At 63.6% G+C, this 14,276-nt stretch carries 6 protein-coding genes and 1 pseudogene; all 7 read right to left on the bottom strand.

Annotation, left to right across the window (positions count from 1 at the left end):
* Positions 1-107 precede the first annotated feature (107 nt).
* Positions 108-599 carry a hypothetical protein gene (locus QCE69_RS38490; protein ID WP_309936038.1) on the bottom strand — a complete coding sequence of 164 codons (492 nt, stop codon included), beginning with the start codon at positions 597-599 and terminating at the stop codon, positions 108-110.
* A gap of 185 nt (positions 600-784) precedes the next feature.
* Positions 785-1,159: a hypothetical protein gene (locus tag QCE69_RS38485; protein ID WP_309936037.1), complete on the bottom strand. Its 375-nt coding sequence runs from the start codon at positions 1,157-1,159 to the stop codon at positions 785-787.
* Between the two features lie 329 nt (positions 1,160-1,488).
* Positions 1,489-2,943 (bottom strand): annotated as a pseudogene (locus QCE69_RS38480) (hemagglutinin repeat-containing protein); the annotation flags it as partial.
* A 26-nt stretch (positions 2,944-2,969) separates the two neighbouring features.
* The gene (locus QCE69_RS38475; protein WP_309921863.1) at positions 2,970-3,326 is read right to left on the bottom strand and encodes a DUF6188 family protein; all 357 of its coding nucleotides are present in this window, start codon (positions 3,324-3,326) and stop codon (positions 2,970-2,972) included.
* A gap of 10 nt (positions 3,327-3,336) precedes the next feature.
* On the bottom strand, positions 3,337-11,370 hold the full coding sequence (locus QCE69_RS38470; RefSeq protein ID WP_309936036.1) for a hemagglutinin repeat-containing protein: 8,034 nt from the start codon (positions 11,368-11,370) through the stop codon (positions 3,337-3,339).
* Between the two features lie 849 nt (positions 11,371-12,219).
* A complete protein-coding gene (locus QCE69_RS38465; protein ID WP_309927822.1) occupies positions 12,220-13,212 on the bottom strand; it encodes a sugar-binding protein in 993 nt (330 codons plus the stop codon).
* 21 nt (positions 13,213-13,233) lie between these two features.
* Positions 13,234-14,259, bottom strand: a complete 1,026-nt coding sequence (locus QCE69_RS38460) for an ABC transporter permease (RefSeq protein ID WP_309813138.1) — start codon at positions 14,257-14,259, stop codon at positions 13,234-13,236.
* Positions 14,260-14,276 lie beyond the last annotated feature (17 nt).

Genomic DNA, 14,276 nt, shown 5'->3' with positions numbered 1-14,276 from the left:
GCGCGGCACTGTAACTCCGAACATTGAGCCGGGGCGATTCAGACCGTCCGCAGTGCCCATTTTGAGCGGAACCGAAACCCTCAAAGCCAGAGCTGCCGCTACTAAGTTCAAGCCATCATAGGCAGTGTCACCCCATGTTGAATTACCGCTCCGGCAAGGCCTGCCAGCGCGTTCGCCGTCACATTGCCCAGCGTCTTCGAACCCGTCGCGTCATCAACGCTGTCCACCATGCCGTTCAACTGCCGCGCAAGCCCCGCCGACACGCCCGCGCCCGCCGCACCGCCGATGCTTCCACCGCCCAGCCCGCCAATCAGACCACCGCCAATGATGTATGCAATGACGCGGTTACTCCCCCCTTCATTCCACGCGTCCGCTGCCGCCTGATCGTGATTGGCCTCCGCGATATTGTGCTGCACATCCGCATACGCCCCGATTCCCTGCGCCACCACCTGACCGGCCGCCTGCGCGGCCTGCATCGTGTCCGCCTGCTGGTTCAGGATCTCGTTCACGTCGGGCGTGGTCGCGACTGTCCCGTTCGTGTTCGTCATGTCGCGACTCAGGCTCGCGATTTCCTGCGCCTGATGAGCGCCGTCGGTCAACGTGATCGTTCCCGGGCTGATCGCGCTGCGGTCGTGGAACCGGCTCCATGGCCGGTTTTTTCATGAGAAAAACACGTTTTTAACAATGACGTACATGATGAAGGCAATGATTGCAGTGAAAACGACAATACCCGCAATTTTCTGACATCGTGTTTTAGGAGTCGATCCGGGAATTCCAACCATAGTCACCACCCCAATCCTGTTCGACCTTGATCGTTGCTGAACCCACCACTGATTCCACCGATGTTCGTGTGATTTTCCGCTGCATTCTTACCACCACCAATACCAATCACCGTCGCAGTTCCATTACCCGGTGAATACGTAAGACCTCCACCGACTATCCCGTAGGCGCCAGACATACCGCCAGCATAGCCGGCAGCAAAATTATTCACTTGGCCCGGTGAAACGCTTGATCGATTGAGCCATCCCATCGTAATACTTGCTGACGCCTGAACAGGATTAGGAAGCGCCGCATTTACGCCATAGCCAAAGAACGCATTTCCATCCCGCGTAAACGTCCCCCAAACACTCCCCACAAAATAATCAATCTGGAAATTCACGAAGTCTGGCAAACGAATCAACCCGGATTCGAACCTGTCGTCGTCGGCTGATAAGACAGTCCGCTGCCTTGCGCGCCCTTCGCAATATACGTCTGCAAATCAGGATCACCCGGCCCAAGACTCTGCGCCCAAACCTGCTGCCCTGCCTGATTCACGCCATAAGGCTGCCAGTCAGTTCCATCTTGCGGCTGTGCTCCTGTCGCAAGCCGAACTCCACCTGATTCCGTCTTGCCGTTCGCTGTCAGGTTCATCTGCGCCATCTGGTCTTCGATTTGTTGCTCGGTGTACTTACCGTCGCTCTTGTCCGCCAGGTCTTTCGCAATCTTCTTTTCATCCGGATGCAACTGCCGATTGTACAAATCCGCGTTACTGGCGGTCACGGCGCCTGCTTCGCCACCTGCCAACGCGCCGCCCGCGCCCGCGACTACATTCGCTGCGAAATTTCCAAGCGTCTTCGAGCCGGTCGCGTTTCCCACACCCTCGGCTATTTCACTCAGCTGTGGCGCGAATCCCGCCGCCACTCCCGCGCCCGCGGCCCCGCCTGCTGCCGTGTCGATGCCGCCGCCACCTAAACCGCCAATCAAGCCGCCGCCGATGACGTGCGCGATCACCCGGCCCCTTCCGCCCTCGGCCGTTGCATCGGCTGTCGCCTGATCGTGATCGGCGATGGCCAGCGCATGCTTCATATCAAAGTACGCGCCAATGCCTTGCGCGACCACTTGACCCGCCGCCTGTGCGGCCTGCATCGTGTCGGCCTGTTGGTTCAGTATCTCGTTCACGTCGGGCGTGCTCGCTACCGTGCCGTTCGTGTTCGTCGTGTCGCGGCTCAGGCTCGCAATGTCTTGCGCCTGATGAGCGTCATCGGTCAACGTGATCGTGCCCGGGCTGATCGCGCTGCGCGTGGTCGCGCTCTGGTCGCCGTTCTCATGCTGGCCGATCATCGGCACCGGGCCGCCCGAGCCCGGCACTGAAGCAGTGCCGACAGCCTTGTCGGAGCTCGGACCCGGCGACAGGCCCACCGATCCGCCAACACTGTTCGCCGAATAGTGCGAGTGGTTGCCGACGTCCGCGAACGTCAGCGTACCGGTGGACAGACTGTTCTTCGCCGCGTCATCCGCCCCCGCGATGACCGCCCCCGTGAGCGCCGTATTGCCTTTGACCGACACGTCAAAGCCGCCGTCGCCCGCAACCAGCCCCGCCTGTTCCTTGACCTGCGCGTAGCTGCCATCCGCATGGCCGTTCTGTGCGCTGAAGCTCGCGCCGCCGCCGCTCTGACTGATCGCAAAGCCGCCGCCGGCGCTGCTCTGGTGCGCCGCGCTGACGGTCGTATCCTGCACGCTCGCGATGTTCAGGTTGCCGCCGACGTCCGCCGCGATATGTCTTCCGGCGATCTGTGAGCCAATCACGTTCGTATCGCCGCCTGAGACGATCGCGACGCTATTAGCGCCCGTTACGTGCGACGCGTTCTGAATCGCTGCGTCGCTGTTGGCGTCGCCGTGCGCGTTCGCCATCGCCGCCGATATGCCGAATCCGTTCGTACCGACCGACACGCCGACGCTCGCGCTCTTGCTGCTGTTGGAGCTGCGCGTCGACGCCGTGTCGGTCGTGTTGACGACGTTCACCTGATCCTGCGCGGCGAGCAACACGTCGCTTGCGCTGATGTTCGAGCCGGCGATGTTCAGGTTTCGCTCGGCTGCCACGAATGCCGCCGAGCCGCCGGCGTTCACGGTTGAGCCGCGATGGATTGTCTGCGTCTCACTCGAAACGCTGTAGCTGCTGCTCGAATCGTGTCGGCCTGCTAGTTCAGAATTCAGCAGACCATCACAGGGCATTGACCGAACTTCGTCGTAACGACATATGACTCAAATCCATTGACTTCCGGCAGGATTCGAAGTCGCAGCGCGTTGTCGAAAGAAATTGATAGAACCGATTCGCTGTCGAATTCAGCACTGGAAACTCGATGATTTAGCATGTCGAATAGCAGCGTTGAGCTCCTAAGATGCTCGCCGTGTCCATGTTGCAGGTCTGAACCATGAATTCGCTCGAACGGGCATTGGATCAGGATTTGCGAGCCGTTAGAGAAAGTAAGCACCATCGAACCAACACCAATTGTCACTCCAGTAAGCAGGCCTTCGCGCAACTCATTCAAATCTTTCTCTTCTATCATGATGTCCTCTCTAGCGTTTCGGCGGCAATGAGTTGGGCGGGAGCGGAATATGCGTGTCCCCCTTCGTTCCTGTTCCGCCTGTGGCGGGATTGATCGGTTGGCCGTCCCTTACCGAAATCCAGTAACCTTCTTGCAGGCCGGGCACGGGCGTCGTTCCCGGAGGCATTACGCGAATGTACGTACTTCCCGGCGCGCTCGGGTCTGTTCCCGGCGGGTAGTAGATGGTACTTCCGGGCGATCTACCGTCACGGCTTTCCCAACTTGAAGGGATAATCGGTGCTTGCGGCGGATTTGAGAACGGTTGCAGATTTACTGGAATCTTCGGCGTTCCGCCAAGCGCCCCAACCGGCGGCCGCAAGGTCGCCGCTCCATTGTCCGCTTGCTGAATGCTTCTCTGCCCAAGCGCCGCCCGCTCTTGGTCCAGAATCTTGCGAAGTTCCTTCTGGTCCTTCGCCGCCTGCGTCTCGTTCTTGTCGTTCTGCTGGTTGTACAGGTTCAGGCTCGACGCCGTAGCCGCGCCTGCCGGTCCGCCGATGAGAACGCCGCCGACGCCGTTCACTACGTTGCCCGTCAAGTTGCCGACCAACCCACCGCCTACGCTGTCAGCAAACGCTCGGGTATGGCCTCCCATGTATGACGACAGCCCCGCACCCGCCGCACCGCCTGCGGCGCCTCCGATACTTCCAACGCCCAGCCCGCCAATCATACCGCCACCAATTACATGTAAAGCCGCACGATTGTTCAGACCTCCGTCAGACCACGCGTCCGCCGTATCCAGATAGCTCTGCATCGCATCAAGATCGCCGCGGTAGTACGCCGACTTCGCGCCTTCGATCGCTTCATCGCGCCTACCGTCCGCATACGCACCGATTCCCTGCGCCACCACCTGACCGGCCGCCTGCGCCGCCTGCATCGTGTCGGCTTGCTTGTTCAGGATCTCGTTCACGTCGGGCGTGGTTGCGACTGTCCCGTTCGTGTTCGTCATGTCGCGACTCAGGCTCGCGATGTCCTGCGCCTGATGATCGCCGTCAGTCAGCGTAATCGTGCCCGGGCTCACCGCGCTACGTGTCGTCGCGCTCTGGTCGCCGTTCTCATGCTGGCCGATCATCGGCACCAGCCCGCCCGATCCCGGCACTGAAGCAGGACCGACAGCCTTGTCGGAGCTCGGACCTGGCGACAGACCCACCGATCCGCCGACACTGTTCGCCGAGTAGTGCGAGTGGTTGCCGACGTCCGCGAACGTCAGCGTACCGGTGGACAGACTGTTCTTCGCCGCGTCATCCGCCCCCGCGATGACCGCCCCCGTGAGCGCCGTATTGCCTTTGACCGACACGTCAAAGCCGCCGTCGCCCGCAACCAGCCCCGCCTGTTCCTTGACCTGCGCGTAGCTGCCATCCGCATGGCCGTTCTGTGCGCTGAAGCTCGCGCCGCCGCCGCTCTGACTGATCGCAAAGCCGCCGCCGGCGCTGCTCTGGTGCGCCGCGCTGACGGTCGTATCCTGCACGCTCGCAATGTTCAGATTGCCACCGACGTCCGCCGCGATCTGTCTTCCGGCGATCTGCGAGCCGATGACGTTCGTATCACCGCCTGAGACGATCGCGACGCTATTCGCGCCCGTAACGTGCGACGCGTTCTGAATTGCCGCGTCGCTGTTGGCGTCGCCGTGCGCGTTCGCCATCGCCGCCGATATGCCGAAACCGTTCGTGCCGAACGACAGACCGACGCTCGTGCTCTTGGTGCTGCTGGAGCTGCGCGTCGACGCCGTGTCGGTCGTGTTGACGACGTTCACCTGATCCTTCGCGGCGAGCACCACGTCGCTTGCGCTGATGTTCGAGCCGGCGATGTTCAGGTTTCCCTCGGTTGCCACGAACGCCGCCGAGCCTCCTGCGTTCACCGACGAACCGCGATTTATCGTCTGCGTCTCGCTCGAATCGCTGCGGCTGCTGCTCGACCCGACGCTCAATTGAACGGCGATGCTCGGGTTCCGCATCAGCGCGCCGCCGGTCGCGCCGGCGACACCCATCGCCGCATTCCCCGCGGCCGCGATCGCGTGCAGCGTCGCCGCTCGATCGTTGCCCGTGCTCGCCGATTGACTCGCGGCGCGGCTCTGCGTGTAGGCGTTATTGATCGCGTCGCCCACTGAACCTGACAGCCCGAGCGCCAGCCCGCTCGTATGTGAGGTTTCCGTCCGCGAACGCTGCGCCGTATCCTTGGCCGCGTCGATGGTGACGTTCGCGCCCGTGCTGACGAGGTCCTTCGCCGCAATCAGATCGCTGCCGGTCACATGCAGGGTATTGCCGGCCTGAATCGAAAGATTGCCCGCCAGCGAGCCGACCGTGCTCGCGTTGTTCGTCACGTTCGAAGCCTGGTCGGTCGTCGCGTGATTGTTGCTGCCATAGGTCACGGTCAAGCCGCTGGTGCCGAGCCCGGAGCGCTTTTCCTGATAGCTGCTCGACGACGTCATGGTGTCCTGCGACGTGCCGATACTGACGTCATGCGCCGCGCTCAATGCCACATCGTTGGTGCCGACGATCGTACTGCCATTGACGTTGATGTCGCGGCCACTGACGATGGTCACCGCATCCGCGGAAACCATGCTGCCTTGTGCAAGCGTCGCCGTGCTGGCGCGCGAACTCGTGACCTCCTTTCCGCTGACCGCATTGCTGTGGCTGTGCTGCTCCTGCGTGTTCTCGACGTGCGTCTCGGTCGCGGCGGCAATATTGACGTTGCCGGTCGCCGCAAGCGCGGCCGTGCCGTGGTCGAGGTTGATCGTGCTGCCTGTGACGTTGATGTCCTTGCCCGACGCCACGACGAGCGAGTTACCCGCGTTGAGCACGGTGTTCGTGAGCGTGTCGTCGGAGCGGTGCAACGACTCCGAGTAAGTGCCGTGACCGTCGGCGCCTGCGCTGTTGCTGTCGACCGTCGAGGTCGCGCGCGCGGCCTGCAGGGTGACATTGCCATTCACCGCGAGCACGCCGCCGCCGTTCAAGTCGAGGCTCGCGCCGGTCGCGGTGAGGTCGCCGGCAACGCCGATCTGCGTCGCGCCGCCCACCTTGAGCGCGCTCCCGGTCGTCTGGTTGAGATTGGTATGCGACACGCCATTGGCGCGCTCGACGACCTTGTTCTCGCCGGTCTGCACCGAGCCGAGCTCATAGTTTCCGCCGACAAGCATGGCAAGGTTGCCGCCGACGTCCAGCGTGCCGGCGTTCTGCCGAACGTCGCCGCCGGTCACGATCGCCGCATCGCCTGCGACGTTCACGGTCGCGAGCGGCCCGAGCGTGCTCACGGTGCGCGTCGCGCCCGTCGCGCTGACCTGGTGGATTGTGTTGACGGCGGTATTGAGGAGAAGATTGCCGCCGGCATTCAGTGCCAGGCTACCCGCGTTGACGGTGGCGGATGTCAGATCGACGTCGCCTTGCGTGGTGAGGGACATCAGGCCGCCGCTGCGCAGCGCGCCGAAAGCGTTGTCGATCTGCTTGCCCTGAATCGAAAGCGTGTTGCCCGCCTGTATCGTGCCGCTGTTGCTGAAGGTCTGTGCGTCCTTCAGATCGACATCGGTCGCGGCGATCAGCGGCCCGTTCATGTTCTGCTGGCTTGCCTTCGCGAGGTACACGACGGGCGCGAGCACGGACTGACCGTCGACGATGACCGTCTGCATGATGACGACGTTGCTCGTGAGCGCCGCGACCTGTTCCGGCGACAGACTCATGCCGAGCGGCAGATCGAGCGACTTCGCGAGTGACGCGCCGGCGGCCAGCAGCGCCTCATACATGGCTTGCGTGTCAGTGTAGGGACCGAGCACGGCGCAGCCGGTCAACGCCGTGACCTGATTGCGCACGAGCTGCTGCTCGTACAGCCCATCGCCCAGGCGTTTCTGTACTTTCTGCGGATCGAGGTCGAGTTGCCGCAAGAAGTAGTCGCTCGAGATGAAGCTCCGCTTGTTCGTGAAAGCCGGATTGGTCACGATGAGATAGGTCGCATCCGGCGCGCTCGTGCGACTGAACAGACCGCCCTGCGGAACCGAGAGGTTCTGCAACACGCTCTGCGCCGTCGCGCCCGCGATCACGGGATCGACCCAGCTCGCGCCGCCGATCGCCGGTGATCCGGGCCGCGTGCCAAGGTCGCCAATCACGACGCCTGAACCCGCCTGAGCCGGAGCGAGTCCGATGGACGGCATGCCCGCGTTGGCCGCCGTGTTGTCGATGCTCACACCCGAGCCCGAGAGCGTGCGGCCTGCGACAAAGCTCGATTCGTAGGCGGGCAGCGCGTAGGTGCGGATATCGGCGGGCGCGATTTGCGCATAACCACCCGGACGACCGCCGACAAACGGCGCATCGCCGAACGGCAGCGTCCAGTTGTGTTCCGAGTCGTCGTAGTTGTTGTAGTGGTAGTAACCCGAGTACGTCACCTGCACGACGGGCGCGCTTTGTCCGCGCCAGCTGTTCTGATCGAGCGTTGCCGGCGCCGCGATGTCGCCGGCCGCCGCGACCGCGCTCCAGAAGTTCTGCAACAGGCCCACATGCGACGCGTCGAGACTGCCGCCGGCGATAATCTGCGCCTGCGGGCTGATCGACGCGATCAGGTTGGCGAGCGCGACGCCCGTGTAGGTCGTGTACTGATACCCGCTGTTCCACCGGCCGCCGTGCGGCGGTTCAATGTACGCGCCGCCGATGGCGTTCGGATCGGGCGGCGCGCCCCACGGCACGTTTTGCCCCGAGCAGGCGGCGGCGTACCAGGCGGTGCAGCCCGACATGCTGATGCCGAGTTGTTCCATCAACGCGGGGTCGAGCGGTTGATTCAAGCCGGTCGTGGTCATCGAGGTGCGCGTGTTCGTCACCTGAGCGGCATGGAGCGCCATGTCGCCCGCCGACTCGATCAGCGCCGACTGATTGCGGATCAGGTTCGCGTTCGTATAGTCGCCGTTGGCGTCCTTGCCGCCCGCAAGCACGACCTTGCCCAAGCCATAGATCGCGGTGCTCGCCTGCGTATCGGTCGCGGTGGTGTCGTCGCGATTGTCGATATCGGTGGCGAGCAGTTCGAGCGTGCCATCGCTATCGGTCGCGCCGATGAGTGCCGTCGGCCCGAGATTGAGGAGTGCGCCGCTTGCATTGAGCGAAACACTTCCGCCGACGATCACCCCGGTGTTGGTCAGGGTGTTCGAGTGCGTGGTGAGCGTGCCGCCCGCCATCATCGTGCCGCTGTTGCGGACATCGCCCGCGTTGACGTCGAGATTGCTCGCCGCCTGGAGCAGCACGCCGTTGGTGAACGTGCCGGGCAGCGTAAAGGCCAGGTCGTGCCCGGTGCTGAACTGGAAAGCAGCGGTTGGCGCAAAGTCGCCCTGGACGATCACGGCCACGTCATGCGCCGCGCTGTAGGCGCCGCCGCCCGTGAGCGTTGCCGCGTTGATCGTCAGGTCACGGGCCGCGCCGATCTGGCCGCTCGTGTTCGTGATCGCGCCGGAGGTCGTGATCGTCACGTCGCCATGCGAGCCGGCCACGCTGCCGATCCCGCCGCCGCTGTTGTCGACCGTGTCGGCCCGTACCGTCAAGTTTGCGCCGCTCAACTGCGCGCGTTGCGTGTTGACGAGCGCGGCGCTGTCGACCGAAATGCGGCCGTTGGCGGTCATCGTGCCGCCGCGGTTGACGATGCCGTTGCCGCCTCGCACGGCCACATCGCCCGTGCCAAGATTGCTCACGAGGCCGCTCGTGTTGTCGATGCCCGCCGCCTGAAGGTCGAGCGTGCTCAGATCAACGCCTGCGCCCGTGCCCGCTTGAATCTGCCCGTTCGTGTTCGTCAGGCCGCCGCCGCTGGCGAGCGACAGCGACCCGAGCGCGCGCATGGCGCCCCGTGTGTTGTCGACGTCGCCGGCGAAGCGTGCAGAGATCGCGCCTTGTGCGGCGAGCACGCCGTTCGCGTTGTTCAGGCCAGCGGCCTGCGCGGTGAGCGTGCCTGCCGAGATGATCCGGCCGCCGACGTTCGAGAAATAGCCGGCGCCGTTGGCGGGCGCAATCGTCAGCGTGCCCGTGCCAGCATCGATGATGGAGCCGCCGTCGTTGATGAGCGCGCCGGGCGCGAGCGTCAGATCCGTGCTGTTGGTCTGAAAAGTCCCGCCGTTGGAATTGTCGAACGTGCCGCTGACATGGAATCCCGTCGACGTTGCGCCGTATTGCGTGATCCGGCCCGCGCGATTGATAAGGTCTGTCGTGGTGATGTCGAGCGCGTTCGCCTCGATCGCGCCGCCGGTGTTGTCGATTGTGCTGGTACTCGTGACCGTGAGGTTCGGCGCGACGATCGAGCCGCCGCTATTGGTCAGTCGCCCGGTTCGAATCGTCTCGTTTGTGCCTGCGCCGATCTGCCCGCGCTCATTGTTGAGCGCAACGCTCACGAGATTCACGTCCGCGTTCGACAGCAGTTTGCCGCCGGCGTTGTCGAGCACGCCGTCGGCCGTCACCGCGAGGCCGCCTCGGGCCGTCATGGAGCCCGACGCGTTCACGACTGTGCCGGACACGACAGCCACACGTCCGTTACTGGCAATCGAGCCGCCGCGGTTCGAGAGCGACGCCGCGTCCAGTCGGATATCTGCCGCGCTGATCGTGCCTTGATCGTTGACCAGCGCATTCGCGGCGCTGACCTCGAGGCCGCCGCCCGCCGTAGTCGTCGCGCCCGACAGGTTCACATCGGCCGCGCGCGCCGCCAGTACAAGCGCGCCGTGTGCAGACGTGATGCTGCCGCCGAGATCGAGCGCGCTGCCGCTCAGGGCTGCATTGCCGCCGGCAACATTGCGGCCGGTCGCCGTCACGGCGCCTGATGCGCTCACGTCGAGGTCACCCGATAGTGCCAACGACCCATCACCGTTCGCGCCGGCCGCAAGCGTGCCCGTCGAGGCGATGCTGTCCGCGCGAAGCGTTGTCTGACGCTGCGCCGCAAGCAGGCCGCTGTTCGCCAGCACTCCTCCCGTCGTGGCGACGAGGTCGCCCTGCGCGTAGGTCGTGCCGCGATTGTCGATGCCGTCTCGCGCGGCAACGTTGAGCGTGCCGCTTGCGTTGGTCTGCCCCGCGAGCACGAGTTTCCCGTTCGACGTGAGTGTGAGCTCGCCCGCCTGAGCGGCAAGCACGCCACGCGTCGAGACGCCGACGCCATACTCGTTCGACGCGAGAAAGATGCGATTCGCATACATGCCGCCGAGCGCGCTCACGTCGAGCGCGACGGCGGGTGCCGTGCCGTTGCCCGCGACCGGCGTCGCGGCGAGCGAATCGTGCTCGATGCCGTTTGCGCCCGTGACCGCGTTGAGCCGGTTCGCGTAAATGGCCGCGTTCACCTGGATTGCGCGCGCGAGCAGGTCGACCTGATCGATGTTGGCGGCGTTCAAGCCCGCACCTTGCACGACGAGGTTGCCGCCGCTCACCGTGAAGCCCGACAGCGACCCGTTCGGCCCGAAGTTCGGCGTGCCCGTGGTCAGGATCGCGCGGCTCGTGTTGATGAAGCCGCCCCCGTCGACTATCAAACCGTTTGGATTGGCAACAACGACCTCGGCGCGAGGCCCGGCGACTTCGACGTACCCTCGAATCGCTGAGGGCGCGCTGCTCATCACCTGATTAACGATCACACGAGCAGAGCCGCCCGGCGCGAGGTTGGCGTTGCCGTTGATCAGTCCGGCCTGCTGCGTCTGCGTGATGGCGGGCGAGTTGTTGAGGATCGCGCCTTGTTGCGGAACGTCGAATTGCGAGTAATGATTGAGCGACACCCCCGCGCCCGAGGGCCTCGCAATGTTCACCTGTGCGAGGCCGTTCTGCGTCTGTATGACCTGCGCGCCAGAGCCCGGGACCGCGACGATCTGCGCACACGTGGGTGCAACTGAAGCAAGCGCTCCGAAGCACAGCAGGGTGGCGGCAACGAGCGGACGCAACAGGAGGTGCGGCGCCGCGCTGCGCGTGCCTGCGACCCACACGGCCGGTTCGCTACCGTGAGCACATGCGAAATCGGCGACAGCGACGTGCATGTTCCGCAGACGGTTGTACACCAGCTTGAAAAGACCGTGATTCATGTTCTTGCAGAAAGGGAGTCGGCGGAACCGGCTCGCGAGGCATGGCAACGTAAGCAAGCAGCACGTGTATTGTCAGCGCTCCGAATTGCCCGGCGTAGGCTGATAAATCTGAAAAAAAAGCCTCGCACGAGGCGAGGCGCAAAAATCAGAGGCGTGCCTGTTGCCAGTCCGTGGCGCGACGGCACGACCACGCGGAGCCTGGGATCGACGCCTCTCAGGGAGGCGAGGACAGGTCAGCCAAGCGCGGCGACCTCGTTTGCAATGAGCCCGCGCAGCTTGCTTGCGTGGTGAATCGTGATCGAGCATGTCGCCGGAAGCTGACTCAGGTACGCGCGGATAGCAGGGGGGCGGGTGGAATACGGGTATGGATTGCGGTGCCTCTGACGCTCACGGGTTCGCCCTTTTGTGGTGAGGGCCCGCGTCCCTCTCGAAGAGAGGCGACGGGCCAATAGCAGAGTTGAGCGTCTGGAGCGACGATGAACCCAAATCGCTCTGCACCCTCTACTACGGCCCGCCATTGAACGGTCGGACACGATGCACGTCCGTGCAAGGACGTGAGAGATCGGAAACCTGCGAATTCAACCGCCTCGCCCTTGACAGGCGAAGCAGGGTTCTTCTCATTTGCGGCTCACAGGTCGCTTAAAGCCTGCTTCCGCGATGCACTCGCCGAACCGCAAAAACTACGCACAATCGCGCCTAATTGCACTGAGAAGATTCTGAGTCTTGCGATGCGTTGAATGTGCGTGATTCGCTGCCCGTTGTCCATACTTGTGACGCGATCGCGCAAGGGTTTCGCGCACGCGGTGAAACGATGATGAGCACGGTACGCCGCGCGCCGGGCTTCTCTGCTCAATGTTTGAGGCACGTATCAACATTCTTCCACGTACACGTGTCAAGCCCCGTATGCACGATCGGCTTCACCGTCTTGCCCTCCGCAAGATCACGCATCACCATCGCCGCCTGATAACCCATCTCCTCCGGACGCTGACCCACCAGCACATTCACCTTGTGATCCTTCAAGGCCTGCAGTTCCGGCGCGAGCGTATCAGCCGACACAATCACGAACTTGCCGCTCTGGATCTTGTCCATGATTGGCGCAACCACCTGCGAATAGGCCTGCGGCGCAAACAGCGGCCAGCCACCCTCCAGCACGAACGCATCCAGTCCGCTGGCGTTCGCCGTCAACGTGTCCTGCATCATCTGGTTCGCTTTCGCCGCATCATCATTCACGTAGAGCGGGCACGCGCTGATCTCGTTCCAGCCATTCTCGCCCGCCAGCTTCGAGACGCCTTTCTTGCCCGCCAACGCATCGCGCGTCCCCTGAGCCCTCTGATTGATGTTCTCAGCAGCCGGGTTGCCCATCACCAGACATATCTTTCCACCCTTCGGCATCAACGTCTTCAACTGCTCGCCAAGCTTCACCCCCAGGTCGTAGTTGTCCGTGCCGACATAGCTCTTGCGCAACGACTGGTCCTTCGGCAACAAGTCCGCATCCGCAGTGATGACCGGAATCTTGCTGCCACGCCGGCGAATCACTTCGGCAATCGCCGGCGCATTCGATGGCGAAATCGCAATCGCTGCCACGCCCTTCGTCAGCAAGTCGTCGATGATCTGCACTTCCGCGCTTTCGTCAGCCGCCGTCGCCGGCCCCGTGTAGTAGCACGTATAGCCTTGCTTGCTCAGCTCCTTGTTCGCCCGGTCGCAGCCCTGATGCATGAGATCGAAATAGGGGTTGTCGAGGCCCTTCACCACCAGGGCCAAGGTCTTGTCCGCCGCGTGGGCAGGTGAGGCCAGCATCGCCAGGCTTCCCAGCGCAGCAAGGTACACCAATGCTTTCTTCATTTTCGTCTCCAGTAAGACAGCTCAGTCCGTCTGCCGGTCGCCGCCGAGCCGGTTGAAAAGCACCGCGACGATGATGAAGGAGCCCACCACCGTGCCCTGCCAGAATGAATCAACGCCGAGCAGGATCAGGCTGTTGCGGATGACCTCGATCAGCGCCGCCCCGACGACCGTGCCAAACGCGCTGCCCATGCCGCCCATCAGATTCGTGCCGCCGATCACCGTAGCCGCAATCACGCGCAGTTCGTCGCCCGTGCCGAGACCCGTCGTCACCGCGCCGAGCCAGCCAACCTCGAGGATCGCGGCGACACCCGCCATCAAGCCAGCCAGCACGTACACCGAGCAGATCACACGGCGCACCGGCACGCCGGTCAGGTTCGCTGCATGACGATTGCCGCCGACCGCGAAGACATAGCGGCCCCAGCGCGTCCAGCCAAACGCAAACCAGAACAGCAGCGCGAGCACGACGAGAAACCACACCGGATTGGCGACGCCGAGCGTCGATCCGCCGCCAAGCGCGAGCAGCTTGCTGCCGTCGGGACCAAAGTCGAAGATGGTGCGGCTGCGGGATATGACGAGCGCGAGACTGCGGCCGACGCTCAGCATGCCAAGCGTCACGACGAAAGGCTGCATGTTGAGATAGGCGATCAGGAAGCCATTCACCAGGCCGACGAGACCCGCGGTCAGCAAGCCCATGCCGATGCCGGCCCACAACGGATAGCCGGCGTTCATGACCACCGACAGCACGACGCCGCTGAGGCCGATGGTCGATCCGACCGAAATGTCGATGCCGCCCGTGACGATCACCGCCATCATGCCGAGCGCGACGATGGCGACGAATGCGAAGTTGCGCGTGACGTTGAACAGGTTTTGCGACGTGGCGAATGTCGAGGTCGCCAGAGACAGCACGATGCAGGCAACGATCGTCGCGAGCACCACCCAGAACACCTGGCTTGCAAGCATGCCGGACCAGCGCGTATGCGTCCGCGCTGACTGCGGATCATCGAGCACGACCGGAATCGGGTTCGGCCTCTGTTGGGCATCCTTCAAGTGAGGTCTCCAGGCGG

This window comes from Caballeronia sp. LZ032 (assembly GCF_031451315.1).
Lineage (GTDB): Bacteria > Pseudomonadota > Gammaproteobacteria > Burkholderiales > Burkholderiaceae > Caballeronia.
This window is presented reverse-complemented; position numbering and strand designations above follow the sequence as displayed.

What these genes read in the sequence shown, in the direction of transcription:
- QCE69_RS38470 (WP_309936036.1), bottom strand. Translation starts at nt 11,370, where the DNA reads ATGAATCACGGTCTTTTCAAGCTGGTGTACAACCGTCTGCGGAACATG.
- QCE69_RS38465 (WP_309927822.1), bottom strand. Translation starts at nt 13,212, where the DNA reads ATGAAGAAAGCATTGGTGTACCTTGCTGCGCTGGGAAGCCTGGCGATG.
- QCE69_RS38475 (WP_309921863.1), bottom strand. Translation starts at nt 3,326, where the DNA reads ATGATAGAAGAGAAAGATTTGAATGAGTTGCGCGAAGGCCTGCTTACT.